The organism is Micromonospora sp. LOL_025, from assembly GCF_048060285.1.
GTDB lineage: Bacteria > Actinomycetota > Actinomycetes > Mycobacteriales > Micromonosporaceae > Micromonospora.
This window is the reverse complement of the sequence record NZ_JBHMIR010000003.1, coordinates 287,707-304,732: the sequence shown is the minus strand read 5'-3', so window position 1 is coordinate 304,732 and position 17,026 is coordinate 287,707. Positions and strand designations below refer to the sequence as shown.

Sequence of the window (17,026 nt, the reverse complement as noted above, 5' to 3'; positions counted from 1 at the left end):
GGGCAACCCTTTTCGGGGGCGGCGGTTCGCCGCCCCCGAAGTGTTTCCCCAGGTCGCCGGCCTGTTCACGGTGGCGCTGCTGCGGGGCGGCACGACGGCGACGACGGCCGCCCCCAACCGACGGTCGCCCGGCCACCGGGCGCGATCCGGCGGCCGGGGCCGGATCAGAGTTCCGGGGCGCCGGGGGTCACGCCCTCCCGCGCGTCGAGCAACTCGTCCCAGTGCCGGCGGGTCCACTTGCACGCCACGTCCATCGGCCCGAGCAGACTGCGTCCGAGCGGGGTCAGCGCGTACTCGACCCGCCGGACCGACCCGGTGTGGACGGTCCGGCCGACCAGACCGTCCTCCTCCAGGGTCCGCAGCGACCGGGTGAGCACCTTCGCGGTGATGCCGCGTAGCGGGACGCGCAGCTCCGAGAAGCGCCGGGGACCGGCCTCCAGGCAACGAATGATCATGCCCGCCCACTTGTCGCGGAACCGGATCGGGGACAGGTCCGACGGGCAGACCGGGTCGAACATCTCCGGGTCGAGCGACGTGGCCATGCCCGCCACAGTAGTTGGTATCCCATTGGTAACCACCGTGCCGACTAGCGTCCGTCGCGGTTCCGGCGACCGGCCGGGACGACGGGCGTGAGGGGGTACGACGATGGGCAGGATCATTGTCTTCGGAGCCGGTGGGCGGGCCGGCCGGGCGGCGGTGCGGGAGGCGCGGGCCCGGGGCCACCAGGTCACCGCGGTCGTCCGGGACCCGGGCCGGCATCCCGATCTGGCCTCGACCGACGCCGTGCGGGTGGCGGGCGGCGACGTCACCGACGCCGACCGCGTCGGCGCACTGGCCGTCGGGCACGACGCCGCCATCCACGCCGCCGCCGACCTGGCCGCACCGCCGGACGTCTTCTTCCCCGCCGCCGCCCGGGCGCTGACCGCCGGGCTGGCGTCGGCCGGGACCCGCCGACTGGTGGTCGTCGGGCTGGCCTCGGTGCTGCCGACGGAGGGCGGTGACCTGCTCATGGACACGACGGGCTATCCGCAGGAGTACCGCTCCTTCTACCTGGGACACGCGGCCGGGATGGAGACGCTGCGCCACGCCGGGCCGGAACTCGACTGGCTGGTGCTCAGCCCGGCCGGCGACTTCGACCACGCCGGCACCGGCGTCGGCCGCTACCGGTGGGCGACGGCCGACGCGGCGAGCCGGATCCCGTACGCCGACTTCGCCGTCGCGCTGCTGGACGAGATCGAGTCGCCCCGGCACCGGCAGGTTCACCTCGGGGTGGAGCAGGGCTGATGCAGCGCATCGCCGCCGTCCGGGTGCCACGCCGCAACAGATCGCCTTCCCCAGGTTCGGATACGCAACGATCAGCCGTTCGACGCAAGCATCGCCGGTGGATTGTGTCGCCCCCGGCCGCATAACGTTGAGCAACGGCGCCAGCCCGTGGGCCGAAGGTGGCCGGGCGCGCCCGACCCCTGGGAGCAGGACAATGACGATGGACGCCACCAGCCAGCGCTTCCTGATGTGCCGGCCGACGTACTTCGCCGTCGACTACGCCATCAACCCGTGGATGGACCCGACCGCGCCGGTCGACGCCGACCTCGCCGTCCGGCAGTGGGAGCAGCTGCGCCAGACATACCGGGACCTGGGCCACACCGTCGAGGAGATCACTCCGGTGCCCGGCCTGCCCGACATGGTGTTCGCCGCCAACGGCGGCACGGTGATCGACGGCAGGGCGATGGCCGTGCAGTTCCGCGACCCGCAGCGCGCCGACGAGGCCCCCGCCTACCGCGCCTGGTTCGAGGCCGCCGGCTTCGAGATGTACGACCCGAAGCACGTCAACGAGGGCGAGGGCGACATCCTGCTGGCCGGCGACTTCCTGCTGGCCGGCACCGGCTTCCGCACCGCGCACGCCTCGCACGCGCAGCTGCAGGAGGTGTTCGGCTACCCGGTGGTGACCATGCAGCTGGTCGACCCGCGCTTCTACCACCTGGACACCGCGCTGACCGTGCTCGACGAGCGGACGGTGGCGTACCTGCCGGAGGCGTTCTCGCCGGGCAGCCGGGCGGTGCTGCGCCGGCTCTTCCCGGACGCGGTGCACGCCACCCTCGCCGACGCCGAGGTCTTCGGGCTGAACGCGGTCAGCGACGGCCGGCACGTGGTGCTGCCGGCGCAGGCCACCGGCCTGGCCGCGAAGCTGCGTGACCGGGGCTACGAGACGATCGGTGTCGACCTCTCCGAGCTGCGCAAGGCCGGCGGCGGACCGAAGTGCTGCACGTTGCGACTCCGTCAGGGAAAGGCGAGCCAGTGATCGACGACATGCTGCGGACGCCGGAGGCGATCCGCGACGCGGAGCGGTGGACCGCGCACAACTACCACCCGCTGCCGGTGGTCGTCTCCTCCGCCGAGGGCTCCTGGCTGACCGACGTGGACGGCCGCCGCTACCTCGACTGCCTGGCCGGCTACTCGGCGCTGAACTTCGGCCACCGTCACCCGACGCTGATCGCCGCCGCGCACGCGCAGCTCGACCGGCTGACCCTCACCAGCCGGGCGTTCATCCACGACCAGTTCGCCGATTTCTGCCGCGAGCTGGCCGAGCTGTGCCGCAAGGACCTCGTGCTGCCGATGAACACCGGCGCCGAGGCCGTGGAGACCGGGATCAAGGTCGCCCGCAAGTGGGGCTACCAGGTCAAGGGCGTCGCGCCGGGGCAGGCCAACATCGTGGTGGCCGAGGGGAACTTCCACGGCCGGACGACCACCATCGTCAGCTTCTCCACCGACCCCGACGCGCGGGCCGACTTCGGCCCGTACACCCCGGGGTTCACGGTGGTCCCCTACGGCGACCTGGCGGCGCTGGCCGCCGCCATCGACGAGAACACCGTCGCGGTGCTGCTCGAACCGATCCAGGGCGAGCAGGGCGTCGTCGTGCCGCCGGAGGGCTACCTGCCGGGCGTACGCCGGGTCTGCACCGAGCGGAACGTGCTCTTCATCGCCGACGAGATCCAGTCCGGCCTCGGCCGGACCGGGGACACCTTCGCCTGCGACCACGAGGGCGTCACGCCCGACATGTACCTGCTGGGCAAGGCGCTCGGCGGCGGCATCGTGCCGGTCTCCGCGGTGGCGGCGAACGTCGACGTGCTGGGCGTGCTCAGGCCGGGCCAGCACGGCTCCACGTTCGGCGGCAACCCGCTGGCCTGCGCCGTCGCGACCGAGGTCGTCCGGCTGCTGGCCACCGGCGAGTTCCAGCGCCGCTCGACCGAGCTGGGCGCCCGGCTGCACGCCGGTCTCCGGTCGCTGGTCGGCAGGGGCCTGCTCGCGGTGCGGGGCCGGGGCCTGTGGGCCGGCCTCGACATCGACCCGACGCTGATGAGCGGCCGGGAGGCGTGCGAGCGGCTCGCCGAGCGCGGGGTGCTCGCCAAGGACACCCACGGCGCCACCATCCGGCTCGCCCCGCCGCTGGTGATCACCGAGGAGGAGATCGACCACGCGGTCGCCCAGCTCGCCGCCGTGCTGGCCGGCTGAGCCCCGTACGACACGGGCGGGCGTCGGGACCACGGTCCCGGCGCCCGCCGTCGTCTCCCGGCGGATCAGCGGGGCAGGCGCATCGCCATCGTGGGGGCCTCGGCCATGACCGACGTCGGCGTGTAGGGGGCGCCGGTGGGAAGCTCGTCGGGCCGGCCGATCTGCACCCCGGGGTAGAGCTCCACCATGTCGCCCTCGGCCAGCACCCGGGACTGCTGCGGCGCCAGCGGGACCCGGTCGGCCTCCGCCATCGACCCGCCCGGGCGGATGCCCGAGCCGTTGGTGCTCACGTCGGTCACGATCACCTCGCCGACCCGCAGCTCGAACCGGACGTGGCTGCGGCTGATCCAGCGGCGCGCCTCGTCGTTGAGCCACTGCCCGAGCGTGATCCCGCCGGCCTGGTCGGGCGCGCGGCCGACCACCGCCGGCTCCTCCTCGGTGAGCACGAAGCGGCGGCGGATCAGCCCGCCCACCCGCACGGCCAGGACGGCGCTACGCGGTCGCGGACCGGCGTCGCCGAGCCGGGTGCCGTGCCGGGGGCAGGTCGGCACGCCGCCGCGCAGCGTGGGCGGCGGCTGGCCGGCCGGGCTGCGCTCCACGACCCGGGACAGATCGGCGAAGGCCCCGCCGCCACCGCCGCCCCCGCCGAAGAGCGCGCAGCCGGGCTCCGCGCAGCGCCACCGCCGGGTGAGCAGCTTCAGGCCGGCCGGTGACCGGTCACCGGCGACGGGCGTGTGCCCGCCGCCGACGTGGGCGATGAAGACCGGCCCGCCGGCGCCGGGCACCGGGGCGAGCACCCGGCCCGCCTGCTCGACCAGCCACGGGTAGCGTCCGCGCAGGCCGTCGGCCCGCACCCGGGTGAGCACGGGCAGCCCGAGCAGGTCCGCCACCTCCAGCATCCGGTCGCCCGGGTTGTCGAGCACCTCGACCAGCCCGTCGTCGGCCCACCGGCGGACCACCATGCGCTCGTTGGAGGTGAGGTCGGCGTCGGAGAGCAGGGCCCGGTGGACCACCGCGTAGACCGGGACGCTGTCCTCCTCCAACTCGCGGGCGAGGGCGTCGATCACCATGCCGAGGCGGAGCAGGCTCGCCGGCCGTCCGCCGTCGAGGTCCTGGTAGCGGATCACCTCGGCCAGGTCGACGACGGCCCGGGCCAGCGACGGGTCGGTGCTGACCCGGCCCTCGATGGCGTCCAGCACCTTGCTGATCTCGAACCTCATCCGACGCTCCCCACGATCTCGTCGATCCGCCGAGCCAGTTCCAGGTCACGCCGGGTGACCCCGCCCGCCGAGTGCGTGACGCACCGGAAGGTCAGGGCCCGCCAGCGGATGTCGATGTCGGGGTGGTGGTCCAGCTCCTCCGCCGTCACGGCGACCCGGTCGACCACCGCGATGGCCTCCGGGAAGCTGGCCAGCTCCACGGTGCGGGTGATCCCTGCGGGGTCTCCCGACCAGCCCGCCAGCCCACCCAGCTCGTCTCGCACCGCCTCGGCGGTGAGCACGTCTGCCATGGGGAGACCCTACCGGGACCGGGCGCGACGACGCCGACCAGCGGCGGGAGGTGTGGCCGACCCGGCAGCACGGCGGCCCGGGGACCGCCACGGTATAGATGGGCGACTGTGGACCGGCGGGGTTAGGCTGACCGGCGGCCCGGCCGGGGCCCGCGACCGGCGTCGCCCCGGTCCACCCTGCGTGAGGAGATTTCCACCATGAACACTCGACGGCTGGCGACCACGGGGGTCGCGCTCGTCGCCGCGCTCGCCCTCGGTCTCACCGGGTGCGGCACGGACGCCGACGCTCCGGCCGGCAACGGCGGCGCCACCACCGGCGCGGCACCGGCCAGCAGCGCCCCCGCCGACGCCCGCGCCGAGCTGACCGCCGCCGCGAAGAAGCTGAACCAGCAGAGCGTCAAGATGCAGCTCACGTCGCCGGTCATCAACGGCAGCGGCGTGATGGACCCGGCCACCAAGACCGGCGACATGACGCTGAAGATGGGCGCGGAGGGCACCTTCCGGATCCTGATGCTCGGCAACGACGTCTACCTGAAGGTCACCGGCATGCAGGGGATGCCGAAGAAGTGGATGCACATGGACGCCACCAAGCTCGGCAAGAGCGGCCAGCTCAACCTGATGCCCGACGGCGACCCGGGCGGCGCGAAGCAGATGGTCGACAGCGTGGTGGACGTCGAGAGCACCGCCCCGGGCAGCTACTCCGGCACCCTCGACTACACCCGCACCAAGCCCGACGACAAGGCCATCCAGGCCCTCGGTGACAAGGCCAAGGCCGTCCCGTTCACCGCCAGGGTCGACGACCAGGGCCGGCTCGTCGAGTTCGCCATCGACACCCAGGTGCTGCACGAGTCGCTGGGCACCATGATCACCAACTACTCGGACTTCGGCGCCCCGGTCTCGGTGAAGAAGCCCGCCGCGAGCGACACGCAGGAGGCCCCGCAGGAGCTGATCGAGTCCATGGGCTCCTGAGCCCGACCGCACGCGAAACGGGGGCGGCGCCGGTCGGCGCCGCCCCCGTTCGCGCGTGTCTCAGCCGCGCAGCGGCCGGCCCACCTCGTGCAGGTGCGCGAGCGCCTGACGGTACGACTCCACCAGTCCGGTCTCGGCGTACGGGATGCCCTGCTCGGCGCAGTAGGCGCGGACGATCGGCCGGGCCCGGCGCAGGTTGGCCCGGGGCATGTTCGGGAACAGGTGGTGCTCGATCTGGTAGTTGAGCCCGCCCAGGGCGACGTCGACGAGCCGGCCGCCCCGCACGTTGCGCGCGGTGAGCACCTGCTTACGCAGGAAGTCCAGGTCGTCGTCGGCGGTGGGCATCGGCATGCCCTTGTGGTTCGGGGCGAACGAGCAGCCCATGTAGAAGCCCCACAGTCCCTGGTGGACGGCGACGAAGAGCAGCGCCTTCACCGGCGACATCACCAGCAGCAGCGCGCCCAGGTAGCCCACGGCGTGCAGGACCAGCAGCAGCGCCTCGACCCGCCGGTGCCGCATCGGGGTGCGGAACCGGCCATCGGAGTCCCGCCCCACGATCGCCTGCACGCTCGCCACGTGCAGGGCGATCCCCTCCAGCAGCAGCATCGGGAAGAACAGCCACGCCTGCCGGCGGGCCAGCCGGCGACCGAACCCGCGCGTCGCGGCGGCCTGCTCGTACGTCCAGACCAGCGCGCCGGCCCCGACGTCGGGGTCCTCGTCGGTGTGGTTGGGGTTGGCGTGGTGCCGGTTGTGCTTGTCGACCCACCAGCCGTAGCTGAGCCCGACCGACAGGTTGCCGGTGAGCAGGCCGATGGCCTCGCTCGGCCCGCGCCGCCGGAACATCTGCCGGTGGCCGGCGTCGTGGCCGAGGAACGCGACCTGGGTGGTGGCGACGGCGAGGAGGACGGCGACCAGGAGCTGCGCCCACGAGTCGCCGACCAGGCCGACGGCCGCCCAGCCCGCCGCGAAGACGCCCAGCGTGAGCACGATCCGGGTCACGTACCGTCCCGGGCGTCGCTCCAGCAGGCCCGCCCCGCTGATCCGCCGGGACAACTGCGCGTAGTCACTGCCCCGCCGTACCGGCGGGTCCGTCACCGCTCCGAGCACCATTGCGGCTCCCGTTCCCGTTCCTCGATCCCGGAGCGCGCCGGTCGGCGCGTCCCTGCTCCCAGTCTCCGGCGAACGGTTGCGCTGAGTAACCCTGCCCACCCCCGGGTCGGGGGTAGGGCTCGCCCTACCCCCGACGCCCGTGACCGGGGTCGGTCAGCCCATCCTCCCGACGGCGGCCCGCAGGCGGGCCAGGTCCCGGCGGCGTCGCTCGTAGGTCGTGGCGAGCCCGATCAGCGCGAACCCGCCGACGGCCAGGAAGATCCACCGGGGCAGCAGGTCCCAGCCGCGGACCAGCTCGTGCAGCGCGAGCAGCGCCAGGGTCACCCCGCCCAGCAGCACGGGCGCCTGCCAGCGACGGGTCGCACCGGCGAGCACCGCGCCGAGCGCGGCGACGCCCACCAGCAGTCGCCGCCACGGCTGGGGGTCCGGAGCCACCAGCACCGACACCAGGCTCGGCAGCAACCCGGCCGCGAGCCCCGGGCCCAGCGCCAGCCAGCTGTTCAGCCCGGGCCGGGTACGCAGCGCCACCACGCCCGCCACGAGCGCCAGCGCCGCCGCCGGCACCGTGTACGCCTCCAGCACCGCCACGTCCCCGGCGGCCAGCAGCAGCCAGCCGCCGAGCAGCTCACTGCCGCCGGCGATGCCCGCGAAGACCCACCGCCGGCCCACCGACTCGTCCCGGCGCAGCACCCGCAGCGCGACGGCGGCGCCCCACAGCACGCAGACCGCCGCGGCGTGGCGGACCGATCCCACCGCGAGCAGCAGCGCGACCAGCGCCACCGCCTGGGCCGCCGCGTCCAACGCCGCCGCCGTGGCCCGTCCCCGGCGGACCGGACCGGCCGCCGCCCCGGCCGGCCCGAGCACCGCCGCGGCGGCCAGGGTGAGCACCGCGACGGCGAGCACGCTGAACGCGGCCGTCCGCACCGGCAGCCCGCCGGCCAGCGGCGCGACGACGGCGAGGCCGGTCGCGGCGGCCACCGCGACCAGGGCGCCACCCAGGCGGGCGTCGTCCCGGCGGGCCGCCACCCCGGCCACCGTCGCCGCCACCACGAGCACGCCGAGGCCGACGACCGTGCCCGTCCGGGTGGCCAGCAGCCCGAGCAGCCCGGACGCCACCAGCACCAGGCCCACCGGCAACCCGACCGGGGCGAGCAGCGGGCGCGGCGCGGCCAGCACGGCGAGCAGCACCAGGGCCACCCCGCCGAGCAGCGTGCCGACCGGCAGCACCGGCCACGGCACGCCTGCGGCCACCAGCAGCACGGGCAGCGCGGTCGCGACGAACGGCACCGCGACCAGCGCGGCCCGCCACCAGCCGGCGCCCCCCGACGGGACGGCGTCCGCGCCGGTGGGGCCGGCCCGCACGGCACCCCGGTCCTGCCGGCCGGCCAGCACCCCGGCCACCGCCAGCACGGCCAACGCCAGGCCCACCGGAAGCGCCCCCGGATCGGCCCGGACCGTGGGCGCCCCGGACCAGGGCGACACCCCGCCGTACGGGGCGAGGAGCGCCGTCAGCGCCACCGGCACGGCGGCGGCGACCGAGACCACGAGCAGGCCGATGCCGGCCACCCGCAGGACGACGTCGGTGCGCGCCGCACCGCCCAGCGCCACCAGCAGGACCGCCACGGCGGCGTAGAGCGTCACCGGTTCGTCGACCGGTACGACCACCGGCGCCAAGCCGACCGCCGTGACCGCCACGGCGACCCCCACGGAGGCGTACGCCCGCAGGTCGGGCCAGTGCCGGCGGACCGCGAGCAGCCCGACGGGCAGCAGCGCGACGGCGGCGAGCGCCGCCCGCGCCTGCCACCAGGCCGGCGCACCGGCGGCGAGGAGGGCGACGACCGCGCCGGCCGGCACCGCGAGCGGCACGACGGCCAACGCCGCCCCGGCCACCCCGCGCTGCGCGACCGTGCCGCGCCGGCCGGCCAGCGCCACGGCGGTCCCGGCGACCAGCACCACCGCGAGCGCCGCGCCCGCACCCGCCGGCGCGGCGAACCCGACGACCAGGCCGTGCCCGAGCAGGACGGTCCCGGTCACCGCCGCGGCCAGGACCGTCCAGGGCCGGACGCCCGGACGCCCCACCGCGGCGGCCAGCAGCCCCACCGCCGCCACCAGGTCGAGCGCCACCACCGCGGGCCAGGGCGACGGCCAGGCGGCCGGCACCGCCAGCACGACGGCTGCCGCACCGATCGCGGCCAGCGCCGGCCGGGCGGCCCTGGGCAGCAACAGCCCGAGGGCGGCCGCGGTCAGCGCGATCACCACCGGCAGCTGCCATCCCCGGTCGACGCCGGGCCCGGCGGCGGCCCCCTGCCACGGCGGCAGCGACCGGCCGGCGGTGGCGCCGGCGAGCGCGACGGCCAGCAGCACGGCGAACTGCGCCGTCCCGCCGGCCACCAGCAGCGCGCCGGCCCGGGGACCGGGCCGCCACCCGGCGGGCAGCAGCCGTACCGCGCCGGCCAGCGCCACCACGACCAGCCCCGTGAGCAGCAGCGACAGGTCCAGCTCCACGATCGGGCGGATCACCGCGCCGGCCAGCACCGGCACCAGCAGCGCGGCGGCCACGGCGCGGAACACCGTCCCGCCGGTGAGCAGCGCGGTGCCGAGCAGCGTCAGCGCCACCAGCAGCAGCGGCGCCCCGGCCAGCAGCGGAACGCCGGCGGCCTGGCCGAGGGCCAGCGGTACGAGCGCGCAGAACGCGGCCACGAAGAGCGCGCCCGCGTGCCCCACCCAGGCGAGGACACGCCCGGCGAGGACCGTCGGACGCTCGTCGGACGTCGCGGGCGCCGCACCGGCCGGGGCCACGGCACCGGCGACCGGACCGTCCACGGTCGGGCCGCCCACGGTCGGGCCGTCGGTCGCCGGAACCCCGACCGCCTCGGCACCGGTCGCCGGGGCGCCCCGGCGGCGCAGCGCGACCAGCACCGCCAGGTCGAGCAGCGCCACCCCCAGGAAGGCCATCGCCCAGCCGGCGGCGTCCGGCCGGGCGTCGGCGACGAGCAGGGGCAGCACCGGCTGCGCGGTCACCAGGGCCGCGAACCACGGCACGGTCAGTTTGCTGAGCCGGGCGTACCCGGCGGCGACCGCCGCGCCGGCCCCCCCGACCAGCGCGGCGTACCGGGTGGCGGGCCAGTCCGCCACCCCCGCCAGGCCCACCGACCAGGCGGCGTACCCGTCGAGGAGCACCAGCAGCAGCCCGACGGCGGCAAAGGTCTCCGCGGTGCCGCGCAGCCCGCGCCGCACCGCCACCAGCGGCGCGGCCAGGGCGAGCGCGGTGAACGCGAACAGGATCAGGGCCCGACCGGCGACCCCCACCGCCGCCCAGGCGACCGCCGTGAAGACCACCGCGGCGGTGCCCAGCAGCAGCCCACCGAGGACGAAGAGCAGGCCCTGCACCGTACGGGTGGAGGTCTCCGCCCCGCCGACGCCCGCACGGACCGGCGCGGGGACCGGCGCGACCGGCCCCCGGCCCGGCCATGCCGGCACCGGCGTCACGGCCGGCGGCGGGGTCACGCCCGGGCGGACCGGCACCGGGGGCGCGACGGACGCGGGGCGCACCGGCACCGGGGTCGCGGGGGCCGCCGGGCGCGGCACGGGGAACTCCGCCCGTACCGCGGCGGCCAGCGCCGCCCGACGTCGTCGGGTCGCGCCCAGCCGGTCGGCGAGCCCCTGGTACGCCGCGCGGGCCCGCTCGACCTCGCCGCCGAGCGCGGCGATCTCCCGGTCGAGCCGGACCACCTCGGCGGCGGCCGGGTACGGCGGCCGGCCGCAGCCGGAGCAGCCGGAGCCGAGGTCGGCCGGCGCGCCGCAGGCGGGACAGGGATAGCCGGTGTTCTGCACCCGGCCATCATGGTGGCCGGGAGATCACCTGACCAGAGTGCGGGTACTCAGGGTCGGCTGTGCTCGTGCACCCAGGCGGCGTAGGCGGGGTCGCCGCTGTCCACCAGGGTCACCAGGATCTCCGGCACCTCGTACGGGTGGCTGGCCCGGATCTGCTCCACCAACGCGGCGGCCCGGTCCGGCGCCGTCTTGAACTGCACCGACCACTCGGTGCTGGTCTCGACCCCGGAACGCCACCAGTAGGTGCTGTCCACCTGGCCGCCCACCTGCGCACAGGCCGCGAGCCGACCGGCGACGGCCGCGGCCGCCAGCACGTCAGCGACCGAGCGGGCGTCCACCACAGTCGTCACCACGCAGATCTGGTCCACCAGCGCACCCTACGCGGCACCGTCCCGATTGGCCGCGATCCACTCGTCGATCCGGGCCCACCAGTCGAAAAGCCAGTCGATCCGCTCCTGCCGACCGGCCGGCACCTCCTCCGGCGGCACCGACCAGAAGCGCATGGTGATCCGCTTGTCCATCGGCAGTTCCCGCCACACGTCGCCGACGCTGAGCAGCCGGTCCAGGCCGGTGTGGGCCACGAAGATCACCCCGGCGTCGGGCGCGGCGTCCAGCGCCGCGAGCAGCCCACCCGGTTGCGGGGCGAGGACGTGCCGCATCCGCTCCGCGCGCCGCGCCATGCGTTCGAGGCCGAGGCCGCGCAGCTTCTCGATGGCCCGCAGCCGGCGGCCGGGGGTGAAGTTGCCGCCCTCCGGGAAGATCACGAATGCGTCGTCGTCGTCCAGGCCGTGGGCCAGGTGCCCGATCTGCTCGGTCACCGACCCCCGGCCCTCCGGGCCCGGCGCGAGGAAGCGGTTCGGCAGCCGGTTGAGCAGCACGTCGACCGCCGGGTCCCACTGGAGGCTGTCCTTCAGCACGATCCGCGGCTCCCGGTTGAACCAGTTGACCAGGGCGTGGATCAGGATGAACGAGTCGCCCGGCCCGGCGTGCCGGCACAGCACCAGCTCGGGCCGGCCGGGCAGGGCGGTGTCGGGGTCGGTGCCCACCACGTCGATGCTCAGGTGCAGCGCCCAGCGGGCGTGCCAGAAGAGTGCCCGCAGGAACCAGCCGGCGAGCACGTAGTGCGCCCGCTGGAAGCCGGGCGAGCGGACCCGCCAGCCGAAGCCGGAGGCGACCCAGAGCACGAAGAGCGCGAGCAGCGCCGTCGCGTCCCAGACCAGGTAGACGCAGCCGAGCCAGAGCAGGCGCAGCGGCCGCAGCCGGCCCGGGACCAGCGGCGAGGCGGCAGCCGCGAGCAGCGCCCAGACCGGCAGGGTGGTCACCACCAGGAGGGCGAGCAGCACCACGCCGGGGGCAAGGAGCAGCCGGCGTACCCACCGCGGCGGCAGGGGCATCAGTGTTCCAACTGCGTCGCCAGGTAGCGCCGGGAGGCCGTGTAGGCGCGGCTGATCCGCCGCCCCACCGCCGCCATGTCCCGGTACGCCCACGGCGTGTCGTCGCGCGGCTCCAGCCCGCCGGTGGGCAGCACGTGCACCTCCACCCCGTCGGGCAGAGCCGCCATCTCCCGGGCGAACCGGTGCCGCCGGGCGATCTCGAACGCGACCTGGGCGATCTCCCAGGGGCGCCGGGGCGGGGTCAGGGCCCGCTCGATCCGACCCACCTGGAGTACGAAGATCCGCGTGGCGCCCACGGCGACCGCCTCGCCGATCGGGATGGAGTTCACGATCCCGCCGTCGATGTAGTGCTGGTCGTCGATGCGGGCCGGGGGCAGCAGCCCAGGCACCGAGGCGGAGGCGAGCACGGCCGGCACCAGCGGCCCGCTGTCGAACCAGTGCTCGGCGGCCCGCTCGATGTTGGCCGCGCAACAGCGGAAGGGCACCTGGAGGTCGGCGAAGGTGGTCTCCGCACCCAGCTCGGCCTCCAGCAGCTTGCGCAGCGGGCGGGGCGAGTGCAGGTGGGTACGGGCGGCGAAGCGACGCAGTTGGCGGGCCACCGAGTCGCCGTACACCTCGCTCGCCTCTGGCGAGGCCCAGAGCCGGACCAGCCGGTCGGTGACCGCCTCGGACGGTTCGGCGGCGACCAGCGCGCCGTTGACCGCCCCGATCGAGGTGCCCAGCACCACGTCGGGCCGGATGCCGGCCCGGAACAGCGCCCGCAGCATGCCCACCTCGACCGCGCCGAGGACTCCCCCGCCTCCGAGCACGAACGCCACCGGTCCCCGCGACATGGGTTCATCCTGGCACGGGCGGGAAAGTGGCCGTCCGGTGCCGGCCGGGGGCGGCCCGGGGACGGGCGGGCACGGGCCCGGCCGACGCGCTCCGCTCCCGGAAGGTAGCCGACCGTTGACAGGCCCGACACATTCGCGCAACCTGATAGCGCTCCCACAGCGAGGCAGGTGCGTTCCGTGAAGCCAGCACTGCACCCCGGCCGGTTGCTGGCCCGCCGGTACCGGCTCGTCGACCAGATCGGCGCTGGCGGCATGTCGGTGATCTGGCGGGCGCGCGACGAGGTGCTCGACCGGGTCGTGGCGCTGAAGGTGCTCGCCCCGTCGCTCGCCGCCGACGCCCGCTTCCGCGACATGGTCCGCGAGGAGGCCCGCGCCGCCGCCCAGCTCGTCCACCCGCACGTCACCTCGGTGCACGACTACGGCGAGACCGTCGCGCCCGACGGGTCGATCACCTCGTTCGTGGTGATGGAGCTGCTGGCCGGCGAGGAGCTGGAGTTCCGGCTCACCGAGGGGCCGCTGCCGTGGGCCGAAGCGGTCGAGGTCGGCGCCCAGGTGGCGGACGCGCTCGCCGCCGCGCACCGGCTCGGCATCGTGCACCGGGACATCACCCCGGCCAACGTGATGATGACCCGGGCCGGGGTCAAGGTGCTCGACTTCGGCATCGCCACCCGGATCGGCGCGCCGGACGACGACGAGGACGGGGGCACCTTCGGCACGCCCGCGTACGTGGCGCCGGAACGGCTCGACGGGGCGCCCGCGCAGCCGGCCACCGACGTGTACTCCCTCGGCGTGCTGCTCTACGAGGCGCTGACCGGTCGGGTGCCGTACCCGGCGGACACCTGGGAGCAGCTCAGCGAGGCGCTCGCCGGGGAGGGCCCGCCCCCGCTGGCCGCCATGCCGGGCCTGCCGCCGGAGGTGGCCCGCACCTGCCTGCGCTGCCTGGAGCGGGATCCGTTGGCGCGGCCCACCGCCCGCCAGGTCGCCACCCTCCTGCGCGACCAGTTGCTCCCCGCCGACCCGCAGGCCGCCACCATGCTCGCGCCGACGGTCACCCTCCCGACCCTGCCCACCCAGGCGGGCGGGACGGCGCCGGGGGACGGCGCGAGGCCGGCGGGCGAGCCGGAGCCGGGCACGGGAGGACCGGGCGGCACGGGAGGACCGGGCGACGCGAGAGAGCCGGCCGCCGGCGAGGCGGGCGGGGCGGCAGGACCGGCCGGGGCAGGGCCGGCCGGGGCGGAGCCGGGCGGCGGACCCGAGCCGCGCAGCGCCCGCCACGCCCGGGAGCGCCGTCGGCGCCGCCTGCCGCGCCCGGTGATGGTCGTGCCGGTCGTACTGCTCGTGGGGGTGGCCCTGGCCGTGCCCGCGATCCGTCAGGAGGAGTCGAGCCCGCCCCGGTCGCTGCCCACCACGGGCCTGTCCGACCCGCCGTCCTCCCCCACGCCGACGGTCGACGCCGCACCGCCCCCGGCGGCCTCCCCGACGCCGACGTCCGCCCCGCCGGTCGCGCCGCGGCCGACCCCGACGCCCCCGGAGCGCGGCGACCTCATCGAGGCGGCCAACCGGATCGACGGGCTGATCGGCGCCGGTCTCGACGACGGGGGGATCCGCCCCGACGTCGGCCTCGACTTCCGCAACGAGCTGCGAAACCTGACCGACGCGGCCCGCGCCCGGTCGGGCGACGTGGGCGAGCGGATCGCCCGGCTCCGCGAGAAGGTCGCGATCCGGCGCGGCGAGGGCGCCCTCACCGACGCGTACGCCCGCCGGCTGGACAGCGCGATCACCGCGCTCGGGGCGGCGCGGGTCTGAGCGCCGGCGGTCAGCGGGCCGGGGCCCGGACCGGCTCCCGGGTCGCCTCGGCCGGGGCCGCCTCCGCGATGAAGCGGCGGTACACCTCCTCGTAGCCGGTGGCCATCCGCCCGGTCGAGAAGTTCTTCGCCACGTGCGCCACGCAGGCCGCCGGGTCGAGGCCCGTCGCCGCTCGCAACGCGCCGGGCAGCTCGTCCTCGTGCTCGCAGATCAGGCCGGTCCGTCCCGGCCGGACCAGTTCCGGCACCGCACCCCGGTCCAGCGCCACCACCGGCGTCCCGGTCGCCATCGCCTCCACCATCACCATGCCGAACGGTTCGTCCCACTGGATCGGCATGATCAGGCACCGGGCCTCGACCAGCAGCCGCAGCGCCTCGGCCCGGTCGGCGTCGAGCACCACCCGGACGTCCTCGCCGAGCAGGGGCCGGACCACCTGGTCGTAGTAGCGGCGCTCGGCCGGCTCGTTGCACTTGCCGGCCAGCACCAGCGGCAGGCCGGCGGCCCGGCAGGCCCGGATGGCGATGTCCGGGCCCTTGTCGGGGCTGAACCGGGCCAGCCAGAGCACCGGGCCCCGCCCGGGGGCGGTCTTGTGCGGGACGCCCCCGACGTCCATCGCGTTGTGCACCGTGCCGACCCAGCGCAGCGGCGGATTGAGTCGGCGCTGGGCGTGCGAGATGGCCACCAGCCCGACCCCCCTGTCGGTCTCGCTGAGCACGTCGCCGTACTCGCCCACGGGGTTGCCGTGCACGGTGGCCACGGTGGGCACGGCCCGGTGGCCGGCGATCAGCGGGCCGATCGTGGTGTGGTCGTGGACGACGTCGAAGTCGCCCGCGTGGATCCGGTGGTTGACCCGGGCCAGGTGGGCCAGCTCGGGCAGCGCCTCGCCGAGCCGGTCGAACTGGAGTTCGGGCACCGTGGAGACGAACGCCGCCGCCGTCCCATGCTCCCGGCCGGCCCCGAACACGGTGACCGCGTGGCCCCGGTCGACCAGCGTCTCCACCAGGCCGGTCACCACCTGTTCCAGCCCGCCGTAGCCGGGCGGCGGCACCGACAACCACGGCGGCACCACCATCGCGATCCGCAACGGCCGCGTTGCCGATCGGTCGGGCGACAGATGGTTCACGGCCACGGAATCCTCCCCCTCGGTCACTGCTGTGGCATCGCCGGGCCGGCCTCGCCGCGACCGGTCCCCGCTGGGCGGGCGGGATCGACGACGGTTTCCCGGGGGCGGCGCCACTAAACGGGACGATCCGGGCGGTCACCCGCCCACGAGGAGCCGTTCCCGCACCGCCCGCACCCCCTCGGCGGACCAGGCCACCCGCTCCGCCTCGTCCCGTTCCCACCAGGAGCGCACGACTCCGGTGAGCACGACCGTGTCCCCGTCCACCTCGACGGTCACCCGCTCCGTGCCGATGCCGCGCCTCAGCGCACGCTGGAGGTCGCGCCGGGTCCGCTCGCTGTCGGGACGGGTGGCGGGCCGCACCTCGACGAGGTTGGTCACCCCGCGTACGCCCCGCAGCCGGCGCAGCTCCCGCTCGGCGGTACGCCGCTGCCAGCCGAACTCCACCTCGCCACGGAGCATCACCCAGCCGTTGGCCACGGTGACGTCCAGCCGCTCCGCGGGGACGAAGCTGTCCCACTCCAGCGCCCGGCCCGCCGCGACGGCGATCTCGGCGTCCGTACGCCCCGGCTCGCCGGGCAGGCGCACCTCGACGTCGTCGGCGACCGCCCGCACCCCCCGTACGCGCTGCGCACAGCGCCGCGCCGCCCACTTCCGCGCGTACCCGTCGACCCAGCCGGTCAGGGTGACCACGCCCTCGTGGACGGTCACCCCGATCTCGTTCGGCTGCACCTGGGCGTCCCACGCCAGTTCGTCGAGCACGTCCCGCTGGATCCGCTCGTCCGTCCGAACGGCTGCCGTGGTCATCGCACCCCTCCGTACGCTCCGCCGGTCCTGACTGCCGACGATCCCGGCGCGACGGGTGACGGCGGCTCACCCGCACCGGGTGAACCGCCGTCGGAGGGAGCGACGGGTGACGGAGCCAACCCCCTTGGCCCCG

The 17,026-nt window shown here is 75.9% G+C and carries 15 protein-coding genes; 5 read left to right on the top strand and 10 right to left on the bottom strand.

The window, feature by feature from the left end; genetic code table 11:
- Positions 1 to 164: 164 nt before the first annotated feature.
- Entirely contained in the window at positions 165 to 542 is a 378-nt protein-coding gene (locus ACFHW0_RS06350; protein WP_416606055.1) for a winged helix-turn-helix transcriptional regulator, read from the bottom strand.
- Positions 543 to 645: 103 nt separating this feature from the next.
- Between ACFHW0_RS06350 and ACFHW0_RS06345 the strand changes: the two genes are divergently transcribed.
- The 3 genes from ACFHW0_RS06345 (at position 646) to rocD (ending at position 3,510) form a co-directional block, all read left to right on the top strand.
- Positions 646 to 1,284, top strand: coding sequence for an NAD(P)-dependent oxidoreductase (locus tag ACFHW0_RS06345; RefSeq protein WP_416606054.1), 639 nt, complete (start codon positions 646 to 648; stop codon positions 1,282 to 1,284).
- Between the two features lie 199 nt (positions 1,285 to 1,483).
- Positions 1,484 to 2,299 (top strand): dimethylargininase, encoded by an 816-nt coding sequence (gene ddaH, locus ACFHW0_RS06340; protein WP_210832925.1) that lies wholly within the window; start codon positions 1,484 to 1,486, stop codon positions 2,297 to 2,299.
- Positions 2,296 to 3,510, top strand: a complete 1,215-nt coding sequence (gene rocD / locus ACFHW0_RS06335) for an ornithine--oxo-acid transaminase (protein WP_416606053.1) — start codon at positions 2,296 to 2,298, stop codon at positions 3,508 to 3,510. The genes ddaH and rocD overlap by 4 nt, the downstream gene beginning before the upstream one ends.
- Positions 3,511 to 3,575: 65 nt before the next feature.
- On the opposite strand, the gene ACFHW0_RS06330 is transcribed toward rocD, so the two are convergent.
- Both ACFHW0_RS06330 and ACFHW0_RS06325 read right to left on the bottom strand, forming a co-directional pair.
- Entirely contained in the window at positions 3,576 to 4,730 is a 1,155-nt protein-coding gene (locus ACFHW0_RS06330; protein ID WP_416606052.1) for an FHA domain-containing protein, read from the bottom strand.
- A complete protein-coding gene (locus tag ACFHW0_RS06325) occupies positions 4,727 to 5,020 on the bottom strand; it encodes a 4a-hydroxytetrahydrobiopterin dehydratase (RefSeq protein WP_121399652.1) in 294 nt (97 codons plus the stop codon). Before ACFHW0_RS06325 ends, ACFHW0_RS06330 begins: the two co-directional genes overlap by 4 nt.
- 198 nt (positions 5,021 to 5,218) lie before the next feature.
- Between ACFHW0_RS06325 and ACFHW0_RS06320 the strand changes: the two genes are divergently transcribed.
- On the top strand, positions 5,219 to 5,989 hold the full coding sequence (locus ACFHW0_RS06320) for a hypothetical protein (RefSeq protein ID WP_416606050.1): 771 nt from the start codon (positions 5,219 to 5,221) through the stop codon (positions 5,987 to 5,989).
- A gap of 60 nt (positions 5,990 to 6,049) precedes the next feature.
- Here the strand turns inward: ACFHW0_RS06320 and ACFHW0_RS06315 are convergent, their stop codons facing one another.
- From ACFHW0_RS06315 to ACFHW0_RS06295, 5 genes are all read right to left on the bottom strand, one after another.
- Complete coding sequence (locus ACFHW0_RS06315) at positions 6,050 to 7,099, bottom strand: fatty acid desaturase family protein (protein ID WP_416606049.1); 1,050 nt, start codon at positions 7,097 to 7,099, stop codon at positions 6,050 to 6,052.
- A 153-nt stretch (positions 7,100 to 7,252) separates the two neighbouring features.
- Positions 7,253 to 10,933 (bottom strand): SCO7613 C-terminal domain-containing membrane protein, encoded by a 3,681-nt coding sequence (locus tag ACFHW0_RS06310; protein ID WP_416606048.1) that lies wholly within the window; start codon positions 10,931 to 10,933, stop codon positions 7,253 to 7,255.
- A 47-nt stretch (positions 10,934 to 10,980) separates the two neighbouring features.
- Complete coding sequence (gene cutA, locus ACFHW0_RS06305) at positions 10,981 to 11,301, bottom strand: divalent-cation tolerance protein CutA (RefSeq protein ID WP_121399656.1); 321 nt, start codon at positions 11,299 to 11,301, stop codon at positions 10,981 to 10,983.
- Positions 11,302 to 11,310: 9 nt separating this feature from the next.
- Positions 11,311 to 12,327: a 1-acyl-sn-glycerol-3-phosphate acyltransferase gene (locus ACFHW0_RS06300; protein WP_416606047.1), complete on the bottom strand. Its 1,017-nt coding sequence runs from the start codon at positions 12,325 to 12,327 to the stop codon at positions 11,311 to 11,313.
- Positions 12,327 to 13,160 carry a patatin-like phospholipase family protein gene (locus tag ACFHW0_RS06295; protein ID WP_416606045.1) on the bottom strand — a complete coding sequence of 278 codons (834 nt, stop codon included), beginning with the start codon at positions 13,158 to 13,160 and terminating at the stop codon, positions 12,327 to 12,329. The genes ACFHW0_RS06300 and ACFHW0_RS06295 overlap by 1 nt, the downstream gene beginning before the upstream one ends.
- Positions 13,161 to 13,337: 177 nt before the next feature.
- On the opposite strand from ACFHW0_RS06295, the gene ACFHW0_RS06290 reads away from it, so the two are divergent.
- Complete coding sequence (locus tag ACFHW0_RS06290) at positions 13,338 to 14,966, top strand: serine/threonine-protein kinase (protein ID WP_416606043.1); 1,629 nt, start codon at positions 13,338 to 13,340, stop codon at positions 14,964 to 14,966.
- 10 nt (positions 14,967 to 14,976) lie between these two features.
- Here ACFHW0_RS06290 and ACFHW0_RS06285 read toward each other — a convergent pair whose 3' ends face one another.
- A complete protein-coding gene (locus ACFHW0_RS06285) occupies positions 14,977 to 16,038 on the bottom strand; it encodes a glycosyltransferase family 4 protein (RefSeq protein ID WP_416606166.1) in 1,062 nt (353 codons plus the stop codon).
- 186 nt (positions 16,039 to 16,224) lie between these two features.
- Positions 16,225 to 16,893, bottom strand: a complete 669-nt coding sequence (locus ACFHW0_RS06280) for a BON domain-containing protein (RefSeq protein ID WP_416606042.1) — start codon at positions 16,891 to 16,893, stop codon at positions 16,225 to 16,227.
- Positions 16,894 to 17,026 lie beyond the last annotated feature (133 nt).